General features: G+C 69.5%; 24 protein-coding genes and 1 pseudogene. 11 read left to right on the plus strand and 14 right to left on the minus strand.

All coding sequences use genetic code 11. The annotated features are described in order from the left end of the window. Positions 1-4 precede the first annotated feature (4 nt). The 6 genes and pseudogenes from U3653_RS11615 to U3653_RS11635 all read right to left on the minus strand — a co-directional run bounded on the left by U3653_RS11615 (position 5) and on the right by U3653_RS11635 (position 3,597). Entirely contained in the window at positions 5-403 is a 399-nt protein-coding gene (locus U3653_RS11615) for a rhodanese-like domain-containing protein (RefSeq protein WP_195078622.1), read from the minus strand. A 178-nt stretch (positions 404-581) separates the two neighbouring features. Then, positions 582-1,844, minus strand: a complete 1,263-nt coding sequence (locus tag U3653_RS11620) for a cytochrome P450 (protein WP_195078623.1) — start codon at positions 1,842-1,844, stop codon at positions 582-584. Between the two features lie 145 nt (positions 1,845-1,989). Further along, entirely contained in the window at positions 1,990-2,604 is a 615-nt protein-coding gene (locus U3653_RS11625) for an SRPBCC family protein (protein WP_323124193.1), read from the minus strand. Continuing rightward, positions 2,582-2,947: pseudogene (locus tag U3653_RS33240) on the minus strand (SRPBCC family protein); the annotation flags it as partial. The gene U3653_RS11625 and the pseudogene U3653_RS33240, both read right to left, overlap by 23 nt. Beyond that, entirely contained in the window at positions 2,944-3,111 is a 168-nt protein-coding gene (locus tag U3653_RS11630) for a hypothetical protein (protein WP_323124194.1), read from the minus strand. The gene U3653_RS11630 and the pseudogene U3653_RS33240, both read right to left, overlap by 4 nt. Positions 3,112-3,447: 336 nt before the next feature. Further along, a complete protein-coding gene (locus tag U3653_RS11635; protein ID WP_195078624.1) occupies positions 3,448-3,597 on the minus strand; it encodes a hypothetical protein in 150 nt (49 codons plus the stop codon). 124 nt (positions 3,598-3,721) lie between these two features. On the opposite strand from U3653_RS11635, the gene U3653_RS11640 reads away from it, so the two are divergent. The 4 genes from U3653_RS11640 to gatB all read left to right on the plus strand — a co-directional run bounded on the left by U3653_RS11640 (position 3,722) and on the right by gatB (position 8,732). Continuing rightward, positions 3,722-4,609: a serine hydrolase gene (locus U3653_RS11640; protein WP_323124195.1), complete on the plus strand. Its 888-nt coding sequence runs from the start codon at positions 3,722-3,724 to the stop codon at positions 4,607-4,609. An 82-nt stretch (positions 4,610-4,691) separates the two neighbouring features. Beyond that, positions 4,692-5,726, plus strand: a complete 1,035-nt coding sequence (locus tag U3653_RS11645; RefSeq protein WP_067797600.1) for an ATP-dependent 6-phosphofructokinase — start codon at positions 4,692-4,694, stop codon at positions 5,724-5,726. A gap of 69 nt (positions 5,727-5,795) precedes the next feature. Beyond that, positions 5,796-7,172, plus strand: a complete 1,377-nt coding sequence (locus U3653_RS11650; RefSeq protein WP_195078625.1) for an alpha/beta hydrolase family protein — start codon at positions 5,796-5,798, stop codon at positions 7,170-7,172. A gap of 54 nt (positions 7,173-7,226) precedes the next feature. Continuing rightward, entirely contained in the window at positions 7,227-8,732 is a 1,506-nt protein-coding gene (gene gatB, locus U3653_RS11655) for an Asp-tRNA(Asn)/Glu-tRNA(Gln) amidotransferase subunit GatB (RefSeq protein ID WP_323124196.1), read from the plus strand. On the opposite strand, the gene U3653_RS11660 is transcribed toward gatB, so the two are convergent. The 3 genes from U3653_RS11660 to U3653_RS11670 form a co-directional block, all read right to left on the minus strand. Next, positions 8,729-9,664 carry an SMP-30/gluconolactonase/LRE family protein gene (locus tag U3653_RS11660; protein ID WP_195078627.1) on the minus strand — a complete coding sequence of 312 codons (936 nt, stop codon included), beginning with the start codon at positions 9,662-9,664 and terminating at the stop codon, positions 8,729-8,731. The genes gatB and U3653_RS11660 overlap by 4 nt on opposite strands. A 79-nt stretch (positions 9,665-9,743) precedes the next feature. Continuing rightward, complete coding sequence (locus U3653_RS11665) at positions 9,744-10,376, minus strand: NAD(P)-dependent oxidoreductase (RefSeq protein ID WP_195078628.1); 633 nt, start codon at positions 10,374-10,376, stop codon at positions 9,744-9,746. Beyond that, positions 10,373-11,314, minus strand: a complete 942-nt coding sequence (locus tag U3653_RS11670; protein ID WP_195078629.1) for an EamA family transporter — start codon at positions 11,312-11,314, stop codon at positions 10,373-10,375. Before U3653_RS11670 ends, U3653_RS11665 begins: the two co-directional genes overlap by 4 nt. A gap of 79 nt (positions 11,315-11,393) precedes the next feature. On the opposite strand from U3653_RS11670, the gene U3653_RS11675 reads away from it, so the two are divergent. Beyond that, positions 11,394-12,281 carry a LysR family transcriptional regulator gene (locus U3653_RS11675; RefSeq protein WP_195078630.1) on the plus strand — a complete coding sequence of 296 codons (888 nt, stop codon included), beginning with the start codon at positions 11,394-11,396 and terminating at the stop codon, positions 12,279-12,281. 650 nt (positions 12,282-12,931) lie between these two features. Here the strand turns inward: U3653_RS11675 and U3653_RS11680 are convergent. Continuing rightward, complete coding sequence (locus tag U3653_RS11680; protein ID WP_195078631.1) at positions 12,932-14,038, minus strand: PQQ-dependent sugar dehydrogenase; 1,107 nt, start codon at positions 14,036-14,038, stop codon at positions 12,932-12,934. Between the two features lie 117 nt (positions 14,039-14,155). Here U3653_RS11680 and U3653_RS11685 point away from each other — a divergent pair, with 117 nt between their 5' ends. Further along, complete coding sequence (locus tag U3653_RS11685; RefSeq protein WP_195078632.1) at positions 14,156-15,037, plus strand: DoxX family protein; 882 nt, start codon at positions 14,156-14,158, stop codon at positions 15,035-15,037. A gap of 66 nt (positions 15,038-15,103) precedes the next feature. On the opposite strand, the gene ilvD is transcribed toward U3653_RS11685, so the two are convergent. Both ilvD and U3653_RS11695 read right to left on the minus strand, forming a co-directional pair. Continuing rightward, positions 15,104-16,945: a dihydroxy-acid dehydratase gene (ilvD, locus tag U3653_RS11690; RefSeq protein WP_195078633.1), complete on the minus strand. Its 1,842-nt coding sequence runs from the start codon at positions 16,943-16,945 to the stop codon at positions 15,104-15,106. Between the two features lie 352 nt (positions 16,946-17,297). Then, entirely contained in the window at positions 17,298-17,807 is a 510-nt protein-coding gene (locus tag U3653_RS11695) for a PH domain-containing protein (protein ID WP_323124197.1), read from the minus strand. Positions 17,808-18,233: 426 nt separating this feature from the next. Between U3653_RS11695 and U3653_RS11700 the strand changes: the two genes are divergently transcribed. The 3 genes from U3653_RS11700 (at position 18,234) to ilvC (ending at position 21,897) form a co-directional block, all read left to right on the plus strand. Next, complete coding sequence (locus U3653_RS11700) at positions 18,234-20,168, plus strand: acetolactate synthase large subunit (protein ID WP_067797575.1); 1,935 nt, start codon at positions 18,234-18,236, stop codon at positions 20,166-20,168. After that, positions 20,165-20,668 carry an acetolactate synthase small subunit gene (gene ilvN, locus U3653_RS11705; protein WP_040780853.1) on the plus strand — a complete coding sequence of 168 codons (504 nt, stop codon included), beginning with the start codon at positions 20,165-20,167 and terminating at the stop codon, positions 20,666-20,668. The genes U3653_RS11700 and ilvN overlap by 4 nt, the downstream gene beginning before the upstream one ends. Before the next feature lie 227 nt (positions 20,669-20,895). Beyond that, the gene (gene ilvC, locus U3653_RS11710; protein WP_174372187.1) at positions 20,896-21,897 is read left to right on the plus strand and encodes a ketol-acid reductoisomerase; all 1,002 of its coding nucleotides are present in this window, start codon (positions 20,896-20,898) and stop codon (positions 21,895-21,897) included. A 70-nt stretch (positions 21,898-21,967) separates the two neighbouring features. Here ilvC and U3653_RS11715 read toward each other — a convergent pair whose 3' ends face one another. Next, complete coding sequence (locus U3653_RS11715; RefSeq protein ID WP_195078634.1) at positions 21,968-22,267, minus strand: hypothetical protein; 300 nt, start codon at positions 22,265-22,267, stop codon at positions 21,968-21,970. Positions 22,268-22,683: 416 nt separating this feature from the next. Here U3653_RS11715 and U3653_RS11720 point away from each other — a divergent pair, with 416 nt between their 5' ends. Both U3653_RS11720 and U3653_RS11725 read left to right on the plus strand, forming a co-directional pair. Then, the gene (locus U3653_RS11720; RefSeq protein ID WP_195078635.1) at positions 22,684-23,568 is read left to right on the plus strand and encodes an AAA family ATPase; all 885 of its coding nucleotides are present in this window, start codon (positions 22,684-22,686) and stop codon (positions 23,566-23,568) included. Positions 23,569-23,894: 326 nt separating this feature from the next. Further along, entirely contained in the window at positions 23,895-25,298 is a 1,404-nt protein-coding gene (locus U3653_RS11725) for a vWA domain-containing protein (protein ID WP_323124198.1), read from the plus strand. A gap of 22 nt (positions 25,299-25,320) precedes the next feature. Here U3653_RS11725 and U3653_RS11730 read toward each other — a convergent pair whose 3' ends face one another. Continuing rightward, positions 25,321-25,932: a TetR/AcrR family transcriptional regulator gene (locus U3653_RS11730; protein WP_195078636.1), complete on the minus strand. Its 612-nt coding sequence runs from the start codon at positions 25,930-25,932 to the stop codon at positions 25,321-25,323. Positions 25,933-25,949: the final 17 nt, after the last annotated feature.

Consider the following 25,949-nt stretch of genomic DNA (forward strand, 5'->3'; position numbering starts at 1 on the left):
GCGGCTACGGCACGGCCGGGCTGCCGCCGGGAACCACCGGCAGACCCGCCGCCCGCCACGCCCGGAACCCTCCGACGAGGTCGGTCACCCGACGGAGCCCGAGGCGCTGCCCGTCGGCGGCCGCGAGGCTGGAGGCGTAGCCCTCGTTGCACACGATCACCACCGGTGTGTCGGCGGTGAGGCCGGGCAGTCGGTGTTCGCCGTTCGGGTCGAGGCGCCACTCCAGGACGATCCGTTCCACCACGACCGCGCCGGGTATCTCACCCTCGGCGCTGCGGTTCGCGTGCGGCCGGATGTCCACCATCAGGCCGCCCCGGGACTGCAGCGCGGCGGCCTGCTCCGGCGTCACCCGCTCCAGCCGCGCCCTGGCCCTGGTCACCATCTCCTCGGCGCCTGTACTCATCGTGCGTCCACTCCGCTCGCCGACGTTCCCGCGAAGTCAGCCAGCCTACGGTATTCGCGGACCGGCCGGAGCGGGGGAGAGTACGCGTGCACCGACGCCGCGGGCCAGAGCTTGTCGTTGCGCAGCTGGTGCGAGCCGCAATCAGCCCCCATCGGACGCCGACAGGAACGCCTTCCGGTTATCCGAACCCTGGCAACGGCGGAGATTCCGGGAAGACGACCGGCAACGACACGAGGGCACGGTGGAACGGACCCGGTCGCCAGGACAGCTCTTCCGGCTCCACCGCGAGCCGTATCTCGGGCAGGGCGTCGAGTAGTTGGTCGATGGCGTCCTGCGCGATCAGGTACGCCATGGATCTTGCGGGACAGGAGTGCGGTCCGGCGCCCCAGGCCAGGTGGGCCCGGCTGTCGATGTGCTCGCCGGTGTGGATCGCCGGATCGTTGTTGCAGGCGGCCATGCTGATCACGACCGGCTGGTGGGCGGGCAGCCACACGTCATCGATCAGGATGGGCTGCTTCGGGTAGCTGAAGCAGTAGTTGGCGCCGGGCGGGTCGTCGAACAGCACCTCGTCGAGCGCGTCGCGGGTGGACAGGCTGCCGCCGAAGATCCCGCCCGCGAACCTGCGGTCGGTGAGCATCAACCGCAAGGTATTGGCGATCAGGTTCTGCTGCGGCTCGATCCCCGCCCCGTACAGGGTGACCAGCTGGTGAATCATCTCCATGTCGTCGAGGCCCGTCGGGTGGCGCAGCAGTCGGGTGGTGATGTCGTCGCCGGGCTCGCGCCGCTTCATCCGCACCAGGTCGAACAGCGCGTCGGCGAGCATCGCGTTGCCCTTGTCCGCGTTGACGCCCTCGAAGATGGCGGCCATGCCCATCGCCACCTGCTGCCCGATCTCCGGCGGGCAACCCAGCAGCGAGTTGAGCACCGCGAAGGTGAGCGGGAACGCGTACTGGCTGATCAGATCCGCCGCACCGTCCTGGCAGAAGGCGTTGATCAGCGGACCGGCGATGTGTTCGGTGGTCGCGTGCAATGCGTGCAGGTCGACCGCCTCGATAGCGGCGACATTCACCTGCCGGTAGCGCTGGTGCTCGAATCCCGTGTTGCGCAGTGCGTTCGGTCGCCACTCCATCATCGGCAGGATGGGGCACTCGCCGGGGACGCCCTGCTGCCAGGTGCGTGGATCCGCGGGAAAATGCACCGGGTCGTTGAGGATTCGCAGCGCCGTGTAGTAGCCGATGACCAAAGTCGCGGGCACGTTCGGCGCCAGTTCGATCGGGACGAGCGAACCGTAACGGCGGCGCATCTCCCGGTAGGCGTGATGAGGGTCGGCGGCGAAGGCCTCCGTGTACAGCGCGACCCGCGGTCCGTCGGCGTCGAGCGGCGAATTGTGCTGAACAGGGCAGGTTTTCGTGCTTGATCGCGGGGACTGTTGCGTGGACAAAGGGCATGACTCCAGAAGGGAAGGCGCTTGGCCGGCGCGTGCGGGTGCGCGGGTCGGCTACGCGCCGGTGAGGTGCATGTTTCCGATGTAGCTACGGGATCGTAAGCAGTTCCGACGCCGCGGTGGGGTGGTTTGGGCCGCGCGCTCATTCGCCGAGATCCGCCGCGTACCGTTCGGTGAGCGCGGCGACGCGAGCGGCGGGCCACGGGCACCGGATGTCGCCCCGGGTGGCGGCGAAGAACAATTCCAGCTGGACGTGCCAGGCGGCCAGCAGTTCGGGCCGGAGTCGAGCGAGCCTGTCGGGCAGGGTTTGGGTGAGCTCCACCCGCACGCCGAGGTCGGGATCGGCTTCGAAGGACCAGCGCACGGTGCCCTCCACCGCGCCGTCGTGCCGCCACCGGTACTCCAGCCGTCGGGGCGGCTCGACGCCGACGAGCTCGGCCGCATCGACGTGCGCGTTTGCCGACCGGACGGGGGCGGGGCCGCCGACGGTGGGAGCCTGCTCCTCGGTGAGCAGCGACCACAGCCGGTCCGGCGGCTGCCACACCAGGTCGCGCTCGAACCGCAGAATGTAGCCGTCGGCGACCTTGTCGCACGTGCCTGTGTCGAGCTTGAATTCCGCTGTGTAGCGCTCGATATCGGCGAGCCAGGTTATCCGGCCGGGCGTCGTCTCCGTCGAGTGTCGCCGTGAGAGCCGCCAAACAGCGGTCCCAGCCGACCGCCGACCGCGCGGCGCCGAGCCGTGCGCGCGGTCCGCCACCGAGGTGGTGGGTGAAGATCAGCAGTGTCCCGTCCCCGTCGGCCACCAACTCGAAGCGCAGCACGTCCTGGTTCCAGCGGAACATGTAGACCTTGGGCGGGTCGAATTCGAGCACCTCGCCGTGGGAGGTGCTGTCGGCTGTTTCCGGTGCGTCGGCGAAGGTGAAGCGCATCGCGGCACCGGGCCGCGGTTCGGTGGTGACAGCGGCGGGGAACCAGGCCGGCATCCGGTCCGGATCGCTGATCGCGCGCCACACTTTCTCCGGGGGATGGGCCAGCCTGCGTTGAAACCGCAGGGTGGGTGCGCCGTCGATGGTGTGCAGTCGTGCTCGGCACGGGCTCATGGTTGTCCTTCCTCGTCGGGCATGGCGTCGAGATGACGTTCCAGGGCATCGAGGCTGGTTTCCCACATCCGCCGGTACGGCGCGAGCCGTGCCTCGATCTCGGCCAGCGGTTCCGGGCGCAGCCGGTACCAGCGGCGCTGCGCGTCGTGACGGACGTCGACCAAGCCCGCGCCGCGCAGGCCCCCGATGCGCCGCTCGGGTCGCTGAAGAATTGCGGTGTCAGTTGCGTGAAGGTTGCGCCGGATCGCGATCCCGTCGTGGCCGCCGAACCCGCGCGGTGGCAGGCGTCCCCGGCCTCGACCTCGATGGGGCTTGCGCCGCGCGTCGCGATGTGTATCCGGTCGACCGCATGTCCCGGGCTGTGAAGCCCGCCAAACGCGTGCACCGACAACGGCGATGTCGCCGGAAGGCCGGCTCGAACCCGAAAATACTGCGGTGATACTCGAATGCTATTGAGCGCGAGCGACGTGCGCCCATCCGTTCGGCAGTGGCCGTGGCCGTCAGTGGTTTTCGGTGAACTGGGGCTTGATCAATTCATCTAGTACGTTCTCCGGGATAACGAGAAGCAGTTCTCGGGTGAGGCCGGCGCCGAACGCCGGTTCCGAACCCGGCCGCTCGGCGACATCGGGCGGGTAGGTGGAGGTGTCCATGCTTGTTGACCGCGCCGTCGTCACCTGGCGGGGAGACAAGAGTCAGCCGACCCGAGGCCGCGCCCCTGCCGTCGCGGTCGCCGGTGGGTGGGCCGGCGGATTTCGCGAGAAGAATGTGTCGAAAATGTCTACTGATCGATTCCGCAGAGTCCGAAACGTCCTGGGTTGCGCGGCGCTGGCCGCGGCTCTGGTAGCCGGATGTGGAACCGACCGCGCCGAGGATTCGTCGAGCGAGCCCACCATCACCGAGGCCGCGGCCCGCACCGACCAGAAGGGCCTGTCCCTCATCGTGCCGGGCACTCTGGCCGCGAGTTATGCCGAACTCGCCGCGAGCGTGCGCGGCAAGCTGGGCATGGCCGTCATGCCGGTCGGCGGCGAGCAGGCGGTCACCTTCGGGGAATGGACGAGCGGTCCGGCCTGGTCGACGATGAAGGTGCCGCTGACCATCGCCGCGCTGCGCCGCAGTCCGAGCAGCTCGAACTACGCCGCTTCGGCGGCGATCACCCAATCCGACAACGCCGCCGCCGACGCGCTGTGGCAGTCGCTGGGCACACCGCAGGAGGCGGCGCAGGCCGTGCAGGCGGTGCTGCGCGAAGGCGGCGACAACAAGACCGTCGTGCCTGCCACCCGCACGCGCTCCGAGCACTCGGCCTTCGGTCAGGCGGAGTGGTCGCTGACCGATCAGGTGCGGTTCGCCTCGCGTTTGCCATGCCTGCCCCAAGCCGAGCGCGTCACCTCGCTGATGGAACAGGTGATCGCCAGCCAGCGGTGGGGTCTCGGCGAGTTCAGCGGCGCCGAGTTCAAAGGCGGATGGGGGCCGGACGTCTCGGGCAACTATCTGGTGCGGCAGTTCGGGGTCGTGAACGTGCCTTCGGGGCAGATCGCGATCGCGATCGCGGTGCAGCCGGAGTCGGGATCGTTCAGCGACGGCATGAACGTCCTGGACAAACTCGCCACGGTCGTCTCCCAGCATCTCGACGAGCTGGCCGGGGGGCACTGCGCGGCCTCGTGAGGTCATCTGTCCAGGTCAGTGTTACGCGCCGTTCACGGGGGCGGGGCTGCCGAGATCGGACATGAGGGGCAAGATAGCGGCCATGCGCATCGGAGTTCTGACCGGAGGCGGAGACTGCCCAGGACTGAACGCGGTCATCCGCGCCGTCGTTCGCACCGCGAACGGCCGCTATGGAGACGCGATCGTCGGCTTCGAGGACGGTTGGCGGGGCCTATTGGAGGACCGGAAGATCCAGATCCGCAACGACGACCGCACCGACAGGATCCTCACCAAGGGCGGCACCATTCTCGGCACCGCCCGCACCAACCCCGACGTGCTGCGCGCCGGGCTCGGCCGGATCAAGCAGACCCTGGACGACAACGGCATCGAGGCGCTGATCCCGATCGGCGGCGAGGGCACGCTCACCGCCGCGAGCTGGTTGTCCGATGAAGGCGTTCCGGTGGTCGGCGTGCCGAAGACCATCGACAACGACATCGATTGCACCGACGTCACCTTCGGCCACGACACCGCCCTGAGCATCGCCACCGAGGCGATCGACCGGCTGCACACCACCGCCGAGTCGCACCAGCGCGTCATGCTCATCGAGGTGATGGGCCGCCACGCGGGCTGGATCGCGATCAGCGCGGGCATGGCGGCGGGCGCGCACCTGACGCTGGTGCCCGAGGTCCCGTTCGAGGTGGACGAGGTGTGCGCGATGATCAAGCGGCGTTTCCAGCGCGGCGACAAGCACTTCATCTGCGTGGTCGCCGAGGGGTCGCATCCGGCGCCGGACTCCGGATTCACCTTGCGCGAGGGCGGTATCGACGAGTTCGGCCACGAGCGTTTCACCGGCGTCGCCCAGCAGCTCGGCGTGGAGATCGAGCGGCGCATCGGCAAGGAGGTCCGCACCACCGTGCTCGGTCACGTGCAGCGCGGCGGCAGCCCGACGCCCTACGACCGGGTGCTGGCCACCCGCTTCGGCCTGCACGCCGCCGAGGCGGTGCACGCGGGCAAGTTCGGCCAGATGGTCGCGTTGCACGGCACCACCATCGACCTGGTCCCGCTCTCGGAGGCCACCAAGCAGCTCAAGCGGGTGCCGACGGAGCGCTACCGCGAGGCGGAGGCGTTCTTCGGCTAGGCGCGGCGGTGCGGTACGCGCGCGGCGAATAGGCGCGACCGGCCCCGCGTCGTCGGTACTGTGAGTCGCATGCGCAGCGGGCGACTGATCGCGTCGGCACTGTTGGTGATCGCGGCACTGGTGGCCGGGTGTTCGGAGTCGAATCCGCCCGAGCCCACCACCGGTGACTGGCACGGAGCGATCGAGGTTCCCGGACAGCCGGTGCAGGTCGGCGTGAGCTTCCACGACGACGGCACCGCCACGATCGACATCCCTTCGCAGGGCATGAGCGGCGTGCGTTTGAAGGACGTCAGCTCCGACCGCGACGGCGTGTCCTTCGCGATCCCCGACATCCCGGGCGAGCCGGTGTTCCATGGCAAGTACGAGTCGGGAACCGACCGGATCACCGGTGATTTCACCCAGTCCGGCCAGAAATTCCCCTTGGCGCTGAGCCGGGGCGAGGTCGTGGCGCCCGCCCATCCGCAGGAACCGAAGCCGCCGTTCCCGTACAAGACCGAGAACGTCACCTACAGCAGCGGCGGCATCACCATCGCGGGCACGTTGACCGAACCGCAGGGCACGGGCCCGTTCCCGGCCATCCTCATGATCACCGGAAGCGGCGCGCAGAACCGCGACGAGGAACTCATGGGCCACAAGCCGTTCCTGCTGCTGGCCGACACCTTCACTCGCGCGGGCTATGCCGTGCTGCGCACCGACGACCGCGGCGTGGGCGGCACCGGCGGCAAGCTGGACGACGCGAACTACATCGATCTGGCCGATGACGCCGCCGCGGGCGTTCGGTTCCTGCGCGCCCGCTCCGACATCGACCCGGCGCGGGTCGGGCTGTTCGGCCACAGCGAGGGCGGCTACCTCGCGCCGCTGGTCGCCGCGCGCCCCGACAGCGGCGTCGCGTTCGCCATCCTCATGGCCGGACCCGGCGCCCCCGGCGCGGATGTGCTCGTCGAACAGACCCGCTTGCTCGCCACCGCGAACGGCACACCCGCCGACCAGGTGGAGACCCGCGTCCGCGACACCGCCGAACTGGCCGCCCTGCTGAAGGCGGGTGACCTCGACGGCGCGCGACAACTGGCCGTCCGGCAGAACCAGGCCCTGCCCGCCGACCAGCGTGTGCCGGACGAGCAGGCCGCCGCGCAGATCACGCCGTATTTCGCCGCCCTGGTCGCCTACGACCCGGCGCCCGCCCTGTCCGCGCTGCGCGTTCCGGTGCTCGCCTTCTTCGGCGGCAAGGATCTCCAGGTGCCCCCGGCGCAGAGCGAGCAGCCGATGCGCGAGCACCTCGCCGCCGACCCCGACGCGACCGTGCACGTCTTCCCTGGCCTCAATCACCTGATGCAGCCCACCGAGACCGGCCGCCCCGGCGAGTACGGCGCCATCGAGACCACCATCTCTCCCGAGGTGCTCGACTACGTCACCGGCTGGCTGCGGCAGCGGGTCCCGGTGAAGTAGCGGCACGCGAGAGCCGCTGCGCTGCGACGGGAGCGTTTACCTAAACTGATGGCCATGAGCGCACCCACGGTCGACCTGATGGATTACTCGGATGTCATCGCCCGGTTCGAGCCGGTGCTCGGCATGGAGGTCCACGTCGAGCTGAACACCGCGACGAAGATGTTCTGCGGTTGCCCGACCGAGTTCGGCGCGGAGCCGAACACCCAGGTGTGCCCGGTGTGCCTCGGTCTGCCCGGTTCGCTCCCGGTGGTCAACCAGAAGGCCGTCGAGTCGGCCATCCGGATCGGCCTGGCGCTGAACTGCTCGATCACGCCGTGGGGCCGGTTCGCGCGCAAGAACTACTTCTACCCCGATCAGCCGAAGAACTACCAGATCAGCCAGTACGACGAGCCGATAGCCACGAACGGGCACCTGGACGTGGTGCTCGACGACGGCAGCGTCTTCCGCGTCGATATCGAGCGCGCGCACATGGAGGAGGACACCGGCAAGTCGGTGCACATCGGCGGCGCGACCGGCCGTATCCACGGCGCGAGCCACTCCCTGCTCGACTACAACCGGGCGGGCGTGCCGCTGATCGAGATCGTCACCAAGCCGATCACCGGCGCGGGCGAACGCGCCCCCGAAGTGGCACGGGCTTACGTGACGGCGCTGCGGGATCTGCTGAAGTCGCTCGGCGTGTCCGACGTGAAGATGGAGCAGGGCTCGCTGCGCTGCGACGCGAACGTCTCGCTGATGCCGGTCGGCGCAACGGAATTCGGCACCCGCACGGAGACCAAGAACGTCAACTCGCTGCGCAGCGTCGAGGTCGCGGTGCGCTACGAGATGCGCAGGCAGGCCGCGGTGCTCGCAGGCGGCGGCACGGTGGTGCAGGAGACCAGGCACTTCCACGAGGCCGACGGCACCACGTCACCCGGCCGCCGCAAGGAGACCGCCGAGGACTACCGCTACTTCCCGGAACCGGACCTCGAGCCCGTCGCGCCCGACGCGGAGTGGGTCGAGCAGCTGCGCGACACCATCCCCGAGTACCCCTGGCTGCGCCGCGCGCGCATCCAGTCCGACTGGGGCCTGTCCGACGAGGTGATGCGCGACCTGGTCAACGCGGGTGCGCTGGATTTGATCATCGCCACCGTCGACGCGGGCGCCCCGGCCAACGAGGCGCGCTCCTGGTGGGTCGCCTACCTCACCGAGAAGGCCAAGGAGCGCGAGGTCACGCTGGAGGAGCTGCCGATCAGCCCGGCGCAGGTCGCCGAGGTGATCAAGCTGGTCGACGCGAAGACGATCAACAACAAGGTGGCCAAGCAGGTCGTCGACCACGTGCTGGCCGGCGAGGGCGACCCGGCGCAGATCGTCGAGGCCAAGGGCCTCGGCATGGTCAGCGACGAGGGCGCCCTGCAAGCGGAGGTGGAGAAGGCGCTGGCCGCCAACCCCGACATCGCCGACAAGATCCGCTCCGGCAAGGTCCAGGCCGCGGGCAAGATCGTCGGCGACGTCATGAAGGCGACCCGCGGCCAGGCCGACGCGGCACGCGTCCGCGAACTCGTCCTCGCCGCCTGCGGCTAGGGGCGGTCGACCGCGACGGCGCTGTAGGGCGTGGCCGGAGTCGGCGGCGTGGTGTAGCGCGCGTTCGGGAGGTACAGCCGATCCCCGTACGCGGCGACGGTCGTCGGCACGTCGAAGCGCGGGTCGGTGACGCGTCGTATGACGGATCCCGTGGTTCCCGCGTGGTCGAGCGTGACCACGGCGATCGCGTTGGACCGGTTCTGCACGACCAGAAGTGTGTTGCCGCGTAGCAGCAGCCCATCACCGTTGGGCAGTGTCTCCGCGCCGAGGTCGATCTGCCGTGTCGCGCCGGTCGCCGGATCGACGCGGAACAACCGGCCGGTCACCGACTGCATGATGATCAGTCCGGCGCCATCGGGCGTGCGCACGATCCCGTTGGCGTTGATCGCTCCCGGCTCGTAGCGGATGTCGCCCGTCAGCGGACGCCGCACCACCGCGCCGGGCGGGGGCAAGGCATCCCCATCGCTGATGGGCAGGTGGTAGAGCACGGGCGTCCGCGAGTCGGTGAGCCACGCGCCCGTGGGTGTGAGCACCATGTCGTTGACGAACGTGTCCGGCGGCGTGCCGAGCGGGTAGCTCGCCAGCACCGCGCCTGTGCCGGTGTCCACGACGCGGGCGTCGCCTCCCGTGCCACCGGCGACGAACAGCCGACCGCGGTGGTCGAGTTGGAGCCCGAGCGCCGGTGTCCCCCGCCCGGGGCTCAGCATGTCGCCTCGTCCGGTCACCAGGTCGGCGCGGTAGATGGAGCCATCGGCCCGCGACCCGAGATATGCGACCGGTCGCGACCCGATGGCGATGCCCTCCGGCTGGAATCCGGCGGGTAGGTCGAACTCGGCGGCGAGGACCGGACGGTCGGCCGTCCGGTCCTCGGAAACCAGCGCGGCCGCCCCGAAGCAGGCGAGGACGGCCGCGATCACCAGGACGCGCTTCATCTCATCGTTCCTCTTGTCAGTGGTCGCCCGTCCTACCCTGTCGCCGCGCTCGTGCGGTGCCGAGTGCCCGGGTCCGGACTCAGTAGCCGACGGTGAAATGTTCGTTCTCGCCTGGACTCTCGAGCTCGTCCAGGACGGCCACGGCAAGGTCTTCCGCCGAGATCCGCGACGTGGCATCGGCGCTGGTGATCAGCGTGGTGGTGCCGCGCCGATAGTTGCCGGTCCGCTGTCCGGGTTCGAGCAGCGCGGGCGGGCTGAGATATACCCAGTCGGCCGGATGCGCACGGCAGGTTTCCCATTGGGCGACACTCGCGGCGGCGATGGTGCGAATGTGTGCCGGTACGTATTCCGGACTGTCGAGCACGAGCCGCTCGGGGTCTCCCGGAACCCGGAGCGGGGCGGCGCCTCCGACCACGAGGATGCGCGTCCCAGTGGTGGCGGCCGCGTCGAGCAGGGCGGCCGTGGTCGCCGTGACGGTGTGTTCCTGCCCGGCGGCCGGACGGGTCGCCGCCACGATCGCGTCGGCGCCGTCGAACAGTTCGCGCATTCGGACGCGGTCGGTCGCGTCCCCCTCGACGGCGGTCACCGTGGGCGGTAGGACCGTCCGCCGCGCTTTCCGGAAAACGGCGACGATTTCGTGGCCGCGGCGCGCGGCCTCGTCGATGATGCGCGAGCCGACCATGCCTGCGGCTCCGACGACGGTGATCTTCATTTCAGTACCTCTTCGGGTGCGGGAACGCGAGTGGACGTGCGGGTGGGGGCGGGAAGCTGTCCCGCGACGATCGCGGCGAGCGCGAGCCCGAACCCGAGGAGTTGGACCGGGCCGAGCGTCTGGCCGAGCAGGACGGCGCCGAGCACCGCCGCGACCAGCGGCGAGAGCAGGACGAGAACCGCGACCGAGGTGACGGGCAAAGAACCGATGCCACGGAACCAGACGACATACGCGAGCAGGCCGCCGGCCAGACCCAGCCAGAGGTAGCCGAGGACGGCGGGCGGGTCGATGGCGGGAGGCGGACCCTCCACGAGGAACGTGATCGGCAGTAGGAACAGCCCACCCGCAGTGAGTTGCCAGCCCGCGAACGCGGTGGGACCGGCCTCGGCGGGCCGTCCCCACTTCTTCGTCAAAGTCACGCCGAGCGCCATGGAGCCCGCGGCGGCAAGGCCCGCCAGGACCCCGGCGAGGTCGAAGGCGGCCTCCGGGCCGATCACCATGAACCCGACGCCGACAAGGCCTATCGCTCCCCAGACGAGGCGCCAAGCGGAGGGCTTCTCGCCCAGGACCACCACGGCCAGGATCGCCACGACGAGCGGCTGGGACGCCGCCAAGGTCGCGGCCACCCCGCCGGGTAGGCGTTCGGCGGCCAGGAACAGCAGCGGGAAGAGCAGCCCGATATTCAGCACGCCCAGCACCGCGGCTTTGCCCCACCAGGCTCCGCGCGGCAGCGTCCGCGTGATCGCCAACGCGATCAACCCTGCGGGCAATGCACGCAGCAGCCCGGCGAACAGAGGGTGTCCCGGTGGGAGCAGTTCGGTGGTGACGACGTAGGTGGTGCCCCATGCGGCGGGAGCGAGCGCCGTCAGAACGGTGCGCGGCAGCGTTCCCGGTGGCGCGGCTCCGCCGGAAACCGCCTGTGTTGCTGGATTTCTCACCTTCGCAGTCTCGCGCGGCGCCGATCAATGAGTCCAACACATGTTTGTCACTGGATCAATCGTGATACACGATTGATCCATGGAGCTCCAGCAGATGCGCTACGTGGTCGCGGTGGCCGAGACGAACAGCTTCACCCGGGCCGCCGAACGATGCCTGGTCGTGCAGTCCGCTCTCAGCCACCAGATCGCCCGGCTCGAGCGGGAATTGGGCGCGCGGCTGTTCGAGCGCACCAGCCGCCGCGTGCGCCTCACACCGGCGGGTGCGGCGTTCCTCCCGGCCGCTCGCCAGTGCCTGGACGCCGCCGAGCGCGCCGTCGCTGAAGTGGCCGCCGCGGTCGGAGAGGTACGCGGGCGGCTCGCCGTCGGCCTGATCCCCACCGTCGCCGCGGTCGACGTCCCGGAGGCGCTGCGCGAGTTCCGCCGCCGTCACCCGCAGGTGCGCGTCAGCCTGCGGGTGGGCGCGAGCGAGGAGCTGGTGGAGCAGATCGAGCAAGGAGCGATCGACGTCGCCTTCCTCGGCTTGCCGACCACGGCGCGCCCCCGGGGCGTGGTCGCGCACGCACTCGCCCGTGACCGGCTGGTCGCCGTCGTCGCGCCGGACCATCCGCTCGCCGGGGAGCGCTCGACCGACCTGCGCACGCTGTCTTCCGAGGTGTTCGTGGATCTCCCGGCCGGGACAGCAGGACGTCTCCAGTCCGATCAAGCCTTCGCGGCGGCAGGTCTGGACCGCGACGTCGCCTTCGAAGTGACCAGCGCGGACTACATCGCCCGACTGGTCCGCCCCGGCCTCGCCGTCGCCATGCTCCCCTCCGCCTACGTGCCGCACCTGGAGGGCGTGATCACCGTCGAGGTCACCGACGCCCCGGCCCGCGTCGAATACGTCATCTGGAGCCGCAGCCGCACCCCCGCGGCCACCGCCTTCCTCGGCGTGATCGGCGTCCCGGCGCAAAACGCGGACAACTCCTGAAAGCAACCCGCTGTCGAGTCGACAACCGCGTCGCGGTGCGCGCTGGCGAACCTCTTCTGGCGAGCCCACCGCCCCGCTGACCGGCCTGGCCATGTACCGCCGAGGGCCTGACCCGGCGCCTGCCGTTTCGAAACGGCAAGCGGCGACTACTCCAGCAAACTCGTCGGCCCGTCGCGCGCGAAACCAGGCCGTGCGTCGCGGTTTGGTCAGTCCGCGCGATGCCCGAGAACGGCCCGCAAGCCGTTGCTCCTGCTCGAACGCCTGACACCGCGCAGGAGCCATGACCAGCACCACCGCGGCTTCCACTGGGGAGGGGCTGTCCGCAACCGCTGCCGAACACCGCATCGCAGGTCGCCTGCCTCGAGCAAGTCCGGATCGGCCGGGATTCGAGCGGCTGTGGTGTGCGCGCAAAAGCCCGCAGCCGCCCACGCTGTAAAGCCGAACCCTCAGGTCGCGCACTCACCGTCAGACGCGCCCAGCGCACCTCGACCACAGGTTTCGAGCGAAGCGAGACCGAGCATCCGCCGTTCGCGGCCCGGCTCGCGTCCGAGTGGCCGCCGCGTCCGCGACGCAGTCGCTAGCGGCGGTCGCTCGGGCGCGAGCCATAAGGGGGCCGCGAACACGCCGCGACGAAGTCGCGGCCAAATGATTCAGTCCGGGCCGCCGCCTCCGGCCTGCGGCGGCGGGATGCGGACCACCCGGTCGTCGAACGGTCCGGGCTGGCCGTCGGTCTTGTTCACCGTGGTCACCCAGATGGTGCCGTCCGCGCCGACCGCCGCGCCGCCGAGTTGCCCGTACTTGTCCTGCGCCGTGAGCGTCGGCGCCGCGGTGACCGCGTGGGTGGCCGGGTCGGCGGCGGCGATGGCGAGGGCCTTCGCACGGGTCAGGGAGATCGCGACACCGTCCGTGGCGGCGGCGCACCCGGCGACGCCGGGCCGGTCCGGCCAGGTCCACGCGGTGGTGAGCGCGCCGTCGCCGCCGAGCCGCTGCAGCCGGTCCTCCGCGGCGGTGCGGTCGGTGATCCAGATGCTGTCCTTGCCGTCCCGGCACACGTCCCCGGCGGTCCCGATGCCGGAGACGGCGATCTCCGGCGCGGGCGTGCGGCCGGGCACCGGCGAGTTCACGCGCAGCAGTTTGCCGGCCAGCGAGCCCGCCGATGCGGCCGCTCCGGGGTTGCCCGCGTCGCCGGTCAGCACGAGCATCTGGTCGGGCGAGGCGAATTCGATCGCGCCGTGGTTTCCGCTGGCGCCCTTGGGAATTCCGGTGAGCACGTCCTTCGGCGAGCCGCCCTGGGCGATGCGGACCACCCGGTTGTCGCTGCCGGTGGTGATGTACGCGTACATCAGGCCGTCTTCGTTGTAGGTGGGCGACAGCGCGATGTCGCTGAGGCCGCCGTCGCCGGAGCCGTCCACCTCCAGCCTGGCGATCTCGAACGGCGGCTGGTCGGGCACGACCTTCAGGATGCGTCCGGTTCTGCGCTCGGCGACCAGCGCCCCGTCGGGGAGCGTCACCAGGCCGCCGGTGGTGTCCAGGCAGGTGGCCACCACCGCCGGGTCGGGATCGATGCACGGGCCGCTCGGCCTGGTGGTCGAGGTGGGCGGCTGGCTGGGTTTCTTCGGGTCGATGTTGGCTCCGTGCAGGGTCGGTTCCGGGGTGAACGGACTGGACGCCGAATCGTCGAACCGGGCGCATCCGGCCAGCAGGACGGAGCCGAGCGCCAGGCTCGCCGCGACGCGGCCCACGACAACCAAACTCATAGACCAGACGTTACGGAAATTCCGTCGCCCGCGCCCTTCCGGGTGGGGGTGTCGCGCGCACTGACACGCCGCGCCGTACTTGCCCGCGCCGGTGCGGTGCGGCATAGGGTATTGGCCGTGACCGACAAGCCGAAAGACACGCCCGAAGCCAAGGCCGGGGACGCTACTCCCACCACGGCCGAGCAGGTGGCGGTGTCGTCCACCGGCCGGGGAGTGACCAGCCCGTACGACTCGCCGACCGAGCAGTTCGAGCGGGTCGATCCGGCCCAGCGGCCGCAACTGTCGAAGGACGTCCCGCGCACCGAGGAAGAACTGGGGCTCGATCCGGACGTTCCGGCCACCGGCGCCAGCAAGCCCCCTGCGGGTGCGACGGCGGCGCCCACCTACGACTACGCCAGCATCCCGCCCGCCCCGACCCCGCCGAGCGAGACCGCGCGCCTGCGCCGCCGCAATGGCGAGGTCCGCCGCGGCACGCTCGATCTCGGTCTGCTGCTGCTGCGCTTGGTGGTCGGCGCCACCTTCCTCTACCACGGCCTGCAGAAGCTGACCGGCTGGTTCCACGGCCCCGGCCTGGACGGCACCCGCGACATGATGGAGCGCGGCGGCTGGGACCACCCGAGCGTGTCCGCCATCCTGGTCACCGCGGGCGAGGTCGGCGGCGGCGCGCTGCTGATCCTCGGTCTGTTCACGCCGTTGGCGGCCGGTGCGGTGCTCGCGGTCATCCTGGACGCATGGGCCTGGAAGCAGGGCATGGCCCCCGGCTTCCAATACAAGGCCGGGCCGGGAGCGGTGGAATTCGAAAGCGTCCTGGCGGGCGTCTCGGCCGCTATCATCCTCACCGGCCCCGGTCGCCTGTCCTTCGACCGCAGCCGCGGCTGGGCCATCCGTCCCGCGGCGGGCTCGTTCGTGATCCTGCTGCTGGCGGTGGCAGCCGCGGCCGGCGCGTACTGGTACCTGCACGGCGGTAACCCGCTGACGGGCATCGGCCCCTTCGACTGAACCCAGACGAACCGAAGGCCCCTTCCTCCCGGCCGGGAGGAAGGGGCCTTCGTCGTTCGCTACCGTCTAGGGCACGTGCCGGACCGCGCCCTTGTCGGCCGAGGTCGCCATGGCCGCGTACGCCCGCAGCGCGGTCGTCACCGGACGATCCCGGTTGACCGGCTGCCACGGCCGTTCGGAGGCCTCCATCTTCGCGCGGCGCTCGGCGAGCACGGCGTCGTCGACGAGCACCTCGAGCGTCCGGCTGGTCACGTCGATCCGGATCTGGTCGCCGTTCTCGACCAGGCCGATGACACCGCCGCTGGCCGCCTCGGGGGAGATGTGCCCGATCGACAGGCCCGAGGTGCCCCCGGAGAAGCGGCCGTCGGTGATCAGCGCGCATTCCTTGCCGAGCCCCGAGCCCTTCAGGAAGGCGGTGGGGTGCAGCATCTCCTGCATGCCGGGGCCGCCCGCGGGCCCTTCGTAACGGACCACGATGACGTCGCCCGGTTTGATCTTCTTGCCGAGGATGACCGACACGGCCTCCTCCTGCGACTCCACCACCACGGCCGGGCCCTGGAAGGAGAACAGCTCCTCATCGATGCCCGCGGTCTTGAGCACCGCGCCGTCGGGCGCGATGTTGCCGCGCAGCACGACCAGGCCGCCTTCCTTGGTGTAGGCGTGCTCGAGGTCGCGGATGCAGCCGCCTTCCGCGTCGGTGTCCAGCGACGACCAGCGGTTGTCGGTGGAGAACGGCTCGGTGGTGCGCACACCGCCCGGGGCGGCGTGGAAGAGTTCGATGGCTTCCTGAGACGCCTTGCCGGAGCGGATGTCCCAGGTGTCGAGCCACTCGTCGAAGCCGGCGCTGTGCACCGTGGTGACGTCGGTCTCCAGCAGACCGGCCCGGCGCAACTCACCGAGGATCGCGGGGATGCCGCCCGCGCGGTGCACGTCCTCCATGTGGTAGTCGGAGTTGGGCGACACCTTCGACAGCGTCGGCACCCGGCGGCTGATCTCCTCGATGGTGTGCAGATCGAAGTCGATCTCGCCTTCCTGCGCGGCGGCCAGCGTGTGCAGCACGGTGTTGGTCGAACCGCCCATCGCCACGTCCAGCGCCATCGCGTTGCGGAAAGCCTTGGCGTCGGCGACGTTGCGCGGCAGCACCGACGCGTCGTCCTCGCGGTACCAGCGGTTGGCGATGTCCACCACCACGGTGCCCGCACGCTCGAACAGCGCCCGCCGCGCGGCGTGCGTCGCGAGGGTGGAGCCGTTGCCCGGCAGCGCGAGACCCAGCGCCTCGGTGAGGCAGTTCATCGAATTCGCGGTGAACATGCCCGAGCAGGAACCGCAGGTCGGGCACGCCGACCGCTCGACCTCGGACAAACCCTCTTCCGACACCGCCTGATTCGCGCTCGCGGAGATGGCGGTGATCAGGTCGGTCGGCGCTTGGGCGACCCCGCCGACGACCACGGCCTTGCCCGCCTCCATCGGCCCGCCGGAGACGAACACCGTCGGAATGTTCAGCCGCATGGCCGCATTGAGCATGCCCGGGGTGATCTTGTCGCAGTTGGAGATGCACACCAGCGCGTCGGCGGTGTGCGCGTTCACCATGTACTCCACCGAGTCGGCGATGATCTCGCGCGAGGGCAGCGAGTAGAGCATGCCGCCGTGGCCCATGGCGATGCCGTCGTCGACGGCGATGGTGTGGAATTCGCGCGGCACGCCACCGGCGGCGCGCACCGCGTCGGCCACGATGTCGCCGACGTTCTTCAGGTGCACGTGGCCGGGAACGAACTGCGTGTAGGAGTTCGCGATGGCGACGATCGGCTTGCCGAAGTCGGTGTCGGTCATGCCGGTGGCGCGCCAGAGTGCGCGTGCGCCTGCGGCATTGCGGCCGATGGTCGTGGTTCGTGAACGAAGCGGTGGCATTTCGATGGTCCTCGGGTCGCGGGGGCTGACGTGCGACGGGCGCGGAGCGTGCTCGGCGGTCCACCACGTTACTCCCGGTGGGCGTGTCCACCTGCCGGGTGGTGTGGCGTCCGATCGCGGTCGGCCGGGTCGGGTGTGTCGCCGGTGCGTGGTGTCGCGGGCGACGACGGTGACGCCGGAGGTACCGGAACGTCGGGTGGGGACTGAACGGAGGATCACTGCTCCGGGGAAATCATCCCATCACTCGGCCGTAACCTCCCAACGATGGCGAATGTTCCGCGCCGGCGCTCGGACCGGGCGGCCGAGGAGCTCGCCGTACTTGCGTCCCCGATGGCCGCCGGATTGCCGACTGCTAGGTCGCGCTGTCGCGTGGCGTGTCTTCGTCGGCGTTCTCGCCGGACTTCGCCAACCCGTTGGTCGCCGGGTCGCCTTTGGCGTTCGAGGGTCGGTCACTCCCGTCCGCGGGTCCGGCGGGGGACTCTTCGGTCGCGGCTTCCCCGGGCGCGGCGAACGGGTCCGGAATCCGTCCGCCGGAGAACGCCGCCAGATCGCGCAGCCGGTCGTAGCTCACCGCGGGCAATTTCACCTCGGTGCCATCGGTGAGGTCGGCCCGCACGTATCCACGCTTCGGGATGCGCACACCCTTCAGCTGCGCCCAGTCCAGGTGGCGCGAGCCGAACAGCGTCCGCAGGTCCAGCCCCGCGTCCGAGACGGTGGTCTGCGTCCGCAGCACCCACGCCAGCACCGCGACGGGGATGAGCAGCAGCCACCACAGTCCGGCGGGCCAGCCGACGAAGGGGAAGAACACGCACATCAGCAGGATGAACACGCCCAGGAAGGCCAGCCGTGGGATGCGGATCACACGGGCCTGCGAGACGCCACCCGTATCGGTTGTCGCCGCGGGCGTGTGGGACGATTCAGACGGTGGCACGGACTGATGCGGTGATGACACACCACCATCCTCGCATCCTGATGAACGGACACAAGCAACCGCACTGTCCCACATAATGGGACACACGGGGTCATCTGTTTGACTCTTCGGTTCACACCCGCTTAACGTCGTGCGCGTGAATCGAAACGAGTTGCTCGTAATCGGCCGGCGCGTCCAGCGTTGAGCCTGACACACTGAGTCGAATACGTCAGCTCGCGTTGCGACGCGCCACCCTCGATCAGCCCTGTGCTGTCGGGGGCTTTTTTATGTTCGGACTAATGTCCGGCATGGCGAAGCGCAAGACACCGCTGGCACAACATCCGGGGTCGGAACCACAACCAGTAAGGAACGAAGACGGTGAGCGCACCTACCGCACGGCCAGGGCCTTCGGCCCGTAGGCCAGCGCCTTCGGCGAATCAGCAGGCCACGCCCGCTGCCAACGCGACGTCCGCGGCCAACCGCCGCCAGCTCCCGCCCGAGCGGGTCACCGGCGCGCAGTCGGTCGTCCGTTCGCTCGAGGAGCTCGGCGTCGACACCGTATTCGGCATTCCGGGTGGCGCGATCCTCCCCGTCTACGACCCGCTTTTCGATTCGACCAAAGTGCGCCACGTGCTCGTCCGCCACGAGCAGGGTGCGGGTCACGCCGCCACCGGTTACGCCCAGGCCACCGGCAAGGTCGGTGTGTGTATGGCCACATCCGGCCCCGGCGCGACCAACCTGGTCACCCCGATCGCCGACGCGCAGATGGACTCGGTCCCGATCGTGGCCATCACCGGCCAGGTCGGCCGCGGCCTGATCGGCACCGACGCGTTCCAGGAAGCCGACATCTCCGGCATCACCATGCCGATCACCAAGCACAACTTCCTGATCACCGACGGCGTCGACATCCCGCGCATCATCGCCGAGGCGTTCTACCTCGCCGCGTCCGGCCGTCCCGGCGCGGTGCTCGTCGACATCCCGAAGGACGTGCTGCAGGCGCAGACCACCTTCACCTGGCCGCCGGAGATGCGGCTGCCCGGCTACCGCCCGGTCACCAAGCCGCACGGCAAGCAGGTGCGCGAGGCGGCGCGGATGATCATGGAAGCCAAGGCTCCCGTGCTCTACGTCGGCGGCGGCGTGATCAAGGCCGACGCGTCGGCCGAGCTGCTGCAACTGGCCGAGCTGACCGGCATCCCCGTGGTCACCACGCTGATGGCGCGCGGCGCGTTCCCCGACAGCCACCGCCTGAACATGGGCATGCCCGGCATGCACGGCACCGTGGGCGCGGTCGCCGCCTTGCAGCGGTCCGACCTGCTGATCACCCTGGGTGCGCGGTTCGACGACCGCGTCACCGGGCAGCTGGACTCCTTCGCGCCCGGCGCCAAGGTCATCCACGCCGACATCGACCCGGCCGAGATCGGCAAGAACCGCCACGCCGACGTCCCGATCGTCGGCGACTGCCGCGAGGTGATCGTCGAGCTCATCGAGACCCTGAAGGCCGACCCTTCGGCAAGCGACGCGCTGCCGCTGCACCTGACCGACTGGTGGACCTACCTCGACGGCGTGCGCGACGCCTACCCGCTGGGCTGGACCCCGCCCGCGGACGGCTCGCTGTCGCCGGAGTTCGTCATCGAGGCCCTCGGCCGCTTGGCCGGACCCGACGCGATCTACTGCGCGGGCGTCGGCCAGCACCAGATGTGGGCCGCCCAGTTCATCAAGTACGAGAAGCCGCGCACCTGGCTGAACTCCGGTGGTCTCGGCACCATGGGCTACGCCGTCCCTGCGGCCATGGGCGCCAAGATGGGCGCGCCGGACAAAGAGGTGTGGGCGGTCGACGGTGACGGCTGCTTCCAGATGACCAACCAGGAACTGGCCACCTGCGCCGTCGAGGGCGTCCCGATCAAGGTCGCGCTGATCAACAACGGCAACCTCGGCATGGTTCGGCAGTGGCAGACGCTCTTCTACCAGGAGCGCTACTCCAACACCGACCTCGGCACGCACACCCTGCGCATCCCCGACTTCGTGAAGCTCGCCGAAGCCCTCGGCTGCCACGGCATCCGGGTGGAGCGCGAGGAGGACGTGGAGGCCGCGATCCGCGAGGCGCAGTCCATCAACGACCGTCCCGTGGTGATCGACTTCATCGTCGGCAAGGACGCCCAGGTGTGGCCGATGGTCGCCGCGGGCACCAGCAACGACGAGATCATGGCCGCTCGCGGCATCCGCCCGCTGTTCGACGACGACGAGCAGGCCGCCGAGCCCGCCGTCATCCACACGGCGATGTCGCAAGATCAGAACAAGGTGAACAACGGATGAGTACCACGCATACCCTCAGCGTTCTCGTCGAGGACAAGCCGGGCGTGCTGGCACGGGTCGCGGCGCTGTTCTCCCGCCGCGGCTTCAACATCGAGTCGCTGGCGGTCGGTGGCACCGAGCTGCCGGAGATCTCGCGCATGACCATCGTCGTCACCGTCGAGGACCTGCCGCTGGAGCAGGTCACCAAGCAGCTCAACAAGCTGGTGAACGTCATCAAGATCGTGGAGCAGGACGCCGACAGCTCGGTGGCCCGCGAATTGATCCTGGTGAAGGTGCGCGCCGACGCCAGCGTGCGGACTCAGGTGATCGAGGCGGTCGGGTTGTTCCGCGCCAAGGTCATCGACGTGTCGCCGGACGCGCTCACCGTCGAGGCGACCGGAACCCGGTCCAAGCTCGACGCGCTGCTGCGGATGCTCGAACCGTACGGCATCCGGGAGATCGTGCAGTCCGGTGTCGTCGCGGTGGGGCGTGGACCGAAGTCCATCACCGCCACCCGCTGAGCTGACCAGCGGCACACCGATGGGGCCGACCGCCCGGCGGCGGCCACACGCTAGTCTTTCTGCGATCGACGGTTGGCGTGCCGCCTCCCCGCTCACGCGGGAATGATCCCCTCCCGCGCCCGCGGGGGTGATCCGATCCAGAACAACGAAAATCAACACCTGCGCGAGCACGGTGTGCCCCGCCTCGCGCGGGGATGATCCCGGAAGGAACCACAGTGGCAGTCGAGATGTTCTACGACGACGATGCCGACCTGTCGATCATCCAGGGCCGCAAGGTCGCTGTCATCGGCTACGGCAGCCAGGGTCACGCGCACTCGCTGAGCCTGCGCGACTCGGGCGTCGAGGTCCGCGTCGGTCTGGCCGAGGGTTCGAAGTCGCGTCCGAAGGCCGAGGAGGCCGGCCTGACCGTCGGCACGCCGGCCGAGGTCTCGGAGTGGGCGGACGTCATCATGGTGCTCGCGCCCGACACCGCGCAGGCGTCGATCTTCACCAACGACATCGAGCCGAACCTGAAGGACGGCGACGCGCTGTTCTTCGGCCACGGCCTCAACATCCACTTCGGCCTGATCAAGCCGCCCGCCAACGTCACCATCGGCATGGTCGCGCCGAAGGGCCCCGGTCACCTGGTGCGCCGTCAGTTCGTCGACGGCAAGGGCGTTCCCGCGCTGATCGCGATCGACCAGGACCCGAAGGGCGAGGGCCAGGCGCTGGCGCTGTCCTACGCCAAGGGCATCGGCGGCACCCGCGCGGGCGTCATCAAGACCACCTTCAAGGAGGAGACCGAGACCGACCTGTTCGGTGAGCAGGCCGTGCTGTGCGGCGGCACCGAGGAACTGGTCAAGACCGGTTTCGAAGTCATGGTCGAGGCCGGTTACGCGCCGGAGATGGCCTACTTCGAGGTGCTGCACGAGCTGAAGCTGATCGTCGACCTGATGTACGAGGGCGGCATCGCGCGGATGAACTACTCGGTCTCCGACACCGCCGAGTTCGGCGGCTACCTGTCGGGCCCGCGGGTCATCGACGCCGACACCAAGAAGCGGATGCAGGACATCCTCAAGGACATCCAGGACGGCAGCTTCGTCAAGCGCCTGGTCGCCAACGTCGAGGGCGGCAACAAGGAGCTCGAGGCGCTGCGCAAGAAGAACGCCGAGCACCCGATCGAGGTCACCGGCGCCAAGCTGCGCGGCCTGATGAGCTGGGTCGATCGCCCGATCACCGAAACCGCCTGACCCTCGGGCTGATTCGCGTGGTGGCCCGCTCCGGAGTTCGGAGCGGGCCACCGGCGTCTTCGCGGAATTCCTAACTACTGCCGAACGAGTCGGTGCCCCAGCCCTGCCCCCATCCGCCGGGACCGCGGCCATAGGGTGGGTTGCCGTAATGGCCTCCGCCGAACAACGGGTTGTTGTTGCAACTCCAGTTCGGGAATGGGCCGAAGTCGCACCGGTTGTCGTAATACGGGTCGTATCGAGCCGGAGTTACGCCGGGTGTACTGGGCGTGGCGGACGCGGGCATCGCCAGCGCGGTCAACGGGATCGCGGCGATTGCCCCGGCTACGGCCACGCGGGCCAAGGTGCGGCGTGCGCTGGTTGTGGAGAACAACGTAAATCCTTTCACTCTGCGGCGAGCGTCTTCGCCCGCCATCCCCGACGCGGGGTCTGCCCACGGCCCACCTCCGTGCACAGATCTTGGATCTACGGTCACTGCTTCGCGGCCGCGCTTACCGCCGGGCAGCGACTGCATTCCTACACTCTCGCGCACCCGCTTGGAAAGGTCACGGGTGTCGCCTCCCCTTCGGGGTAAATAAAACCGCGGCATTAGGGGCATCCCCTATGGAATCCGCCCCCACCTCGACAACACCGGCATCCGTGAGTGGCACAGGGCTGCGGCAAAACGCGAGTAAGCCTCTCGATGGTGTGCCACTCGCGGAACGCGCCGGGGTTGGTCGGCGTGCCTCGGGATCTCTTCGGAGACCGGTGTGGAGCGCGGCTGAAATGCCCCGTCTAGACTAGTTACCGATGAGTAAGTTCTTCGCCTCGGTGGATGAGGTGACCGGGCGCCTCGCCGAGGCCGGGTATCTGCCGTCCCTGGATATCGCCACCGCCGTGTTCCTCGCGGGTCATCTCGGCAAGCCACTGCTGATCGAGGGCCCGGCGGGCGTCGGCAAGACCGAGTTGGCGAAGGCCGTCGCCGCGGCGACCGCCTCCGACCTGGTGCGGCTGCAGTGCTACGAGGGCATCGATGAGGCGCGCGCCCTCTACGAGTGGAACCACGCCAAACAACTGCTGCGCATCACCGCCTCGGACGACGCAGGCTGGGACAGCACCCGCGACCACGTCTTCACCGAAGAGTTCCTTCTCGCGCGCCCCTTGTTGGCCGCCATCCGCAATCCGCGTTCCACCGTGCTGCTCATCGACGAACTCGACAAGGCCGACGTGGAGCTGGAGGGACTGCTGCTCGAGGTACTCGGCGACTTCCAGGTGAGCATCCCGGAACTCGGCACCGTCACCGCCGTCCGCAAGCCGTTCGCCATCGTGACCTCCAACGCCAACCGGGAGCTGTCCGAAGCGCTGAAGCGCCGCTGCCTGTATCTGCACATCGATTACCCGACGGCGGAATTGGAGCGGGCGATCGTCCGGATGAAGGTCCCGGAGCTGGACGAGGCGCTGGGTGAGCCGGTGGTGCGCGTGGTCGGGGCGCTGCGGCAGCTCTCGCTGCGAAAGGCTCCGTCGATCGCCGAAACCGTCGACTGGGCCAAGACTCTGGTCGCCCTCGGTGCGCGCAACATATCCGGCGGCGTGGTCCGCTCGACGCTCGGCGTTCTGTTGAAGTATCAATCCGACCATCGTCTGGCGATCGAGCGGCTCGGGCTCGATCTGGATGCCGAGCAAGGTGGGCGGTGAGATGAAGGTCGGGTTCGGTCGGATCGCCGCATCGGTCGCCATCGACGGCGCGGAGGTCGTCGTCGCGCTGTCGGCGCACGACCGGGTCACGTTCTCCGCCCCGGTCGATATCGCATCTCGCGCGCCCGGGACCGTCCTCAGCACAAAGTCCCCTGTCGCCGTGCGATTCCGGTATCCGACCGGTCCTCGGCATCGCAGCGGACCGGGGGGTCGACGGCTCGGGTCGATCGCGGGCTCTAGTCCGCGACCGCCCGCCCGGCCGCTGCGCAATCTCGCCTCGCATGCGGCCATCGATTCCTGCGGGGTTGCGAGGCACCGGGGTCAGCATGAGCATCGCTGAAGCGGGCCGCCGAGGCCCCGACTCGATGACCGATCGGCTCGTCGAGTTCGTCGGGCTGCTACGCGATCACGGTATCGACGCGGGGCCGAGTGAGACCATCGACGCGGCCGAGGCGATGGTCGCCCTGGGAATCGAGGATCGCGCTCGCCTGCGCTCCGGCATGGCGGCCTGCCTGCTACGCCGAAATGGTCAGCGCGCCGTGTTCGATCAACTCTTCGACCTCTACTTCCTGACCGCTCAGCAGCCGCAGCCCGTGGAGCCGTCGACACCCGAAACCGTCGAAGCACTGCGCGATCGTCTCGTTGCCGCACTGGCACAGGATGATTCGGGCTCGATCGCCGAACTGGCCCGCCAGGCGCTGACCGAACTCGGCGGCTACGGCGGCGCCGCGCAGTCTTCCGCGCCGGTCACCACCGCGTCGGGCGCAGGCTGGTCCTCCTACCTGACCATGAAAGCCCTTCGCCCCGAAGAACTCATCGATCGCATCGTCGCGGGCATGAACGGCTCGTCCCAGCTCGACGCCACCGTCCACACGATCGAAGCGAACCGCCGCCTCGCCGGCTTCCGTACCGCGGTCCAGACCGAGGCCCGGCTGCGCTCCGCACAACTGCGCGGCACCGAATACATCGCCCGCCGCGGCGTCGAATCCAGCACCGACCGAATCGATTTCCTCGGCGCCCGCGAACAGGACCTCGCCGAAATGCGCCGCCTGGTCCACCCGCTGGCCCGCAAACTCGCCACCCGGCTCGCCGTCCGCCGCCGCAAAGCGGTGCGCGGCCAGATCGATCTACGTCGCACCCTCCGCCGCTCCATGTCCACCGGAGGCGTCCCCATCGACCCGGTGCTGCGCGCCCGCAAACACGGCCGCCCCGACCTGGTGGTCCTCGCCGACATCTCCGGCTCGGTCACCGGCTTCGCCGAATTCACCCTCCACCTGATCCAGGCCCTGCAAGACCAGTTCAGCAAGGTCCGCAGCTTCGGCTTCGTCGACACCTGCGACGAGATCACTCACTTCTTCACCCCCGGCGAACCACCGACCCCAGGCACCGCCGCTCGAATCATCCGTTCCACCAAGGTCGCTCGCTTCGGCAGCTCCAACTACGGCGAAGCCTTCCAAGGCTTCCTCGACAACTACGCCGACGCCCTCGGGCCGCGTACGTCCGTCCTCATCCTCGGTGACGGGCGCACCAACCGCACGGACCCGAATCTCGCCGCCGTGCAGACGATCGCCGATCGAGCGAAGCACACCTACTGGCTGAATCCCGAGCCGTCTCGGTCGTGGTCGACGGGGGATTCCGCAGCCTATGTGTACGCGGAGTGCGTGACGATGCACGAGTGCCGGAACGTCAAGCAGTTGACCGAAGTCGTCGCGCGGCTGCTGCCTGCGTGAACCGGCTCGCGGAGACAGCGCCTTATCCGGATGTGACCGACTCGGTGGCTGTCGGGCCCAACTCGTGGACTACGGCGGCCGTCGCGGTGGCGACGACGTCGTCGACCCAGTCCGGAATGGGCACCGCGCCTGCGATGTACTCGCGAACCAGCCCGTAGGGAATCGCCTTGACCGCAGCGATCGCGATCGCCATGCGGTGCTCGTCGTCGGCGCCGAACTCCGCCGCCACGGCGGCGCGCAGCGCGTCGTTCATTCGGTCGTTGACCGCGGCGATGTCCGCGCGCAACTCGGCAGGGCCCACGTCCAGCAGCTCATCGCGCCGGAACATCTTCATCGCACGAGCTTCGGTGGGATGCTCGCGGCAGTACCGAGGCAGGTGCATCGCGGCGGCGAGCAGCGGGTCGGTTCCCGACAGCGCGGCGATGACTCCGGTCTGGAAGCGCCGGATCGAGCGCAGCCACAGTCGAGCGAGCAACTCTTCGCGGGAAGCGAAGCGCACGTATATCGAGCCGGTGGGGACGCCGGAGGCGGCACTGATCGCGGCGATGGTCGGTCTGGTCGTAGCCGGATCGGCGAGCAAGTCGCGCGCGGCGTCGAGGATCTGGTCATCGGTGAATCGCTGGGGTCTTGCCACGGGTGACAGCCTAGGGC

Origin of the sequence: Nocardia implantans, assembly GCF_035544775.1 — a bacterium.
Lineage (GTDB): Bacteria > Actinomycetota > Actinomycetes > Mycobacteriales > Mycobacteriaceae > Nocardia > Nocardia implantans.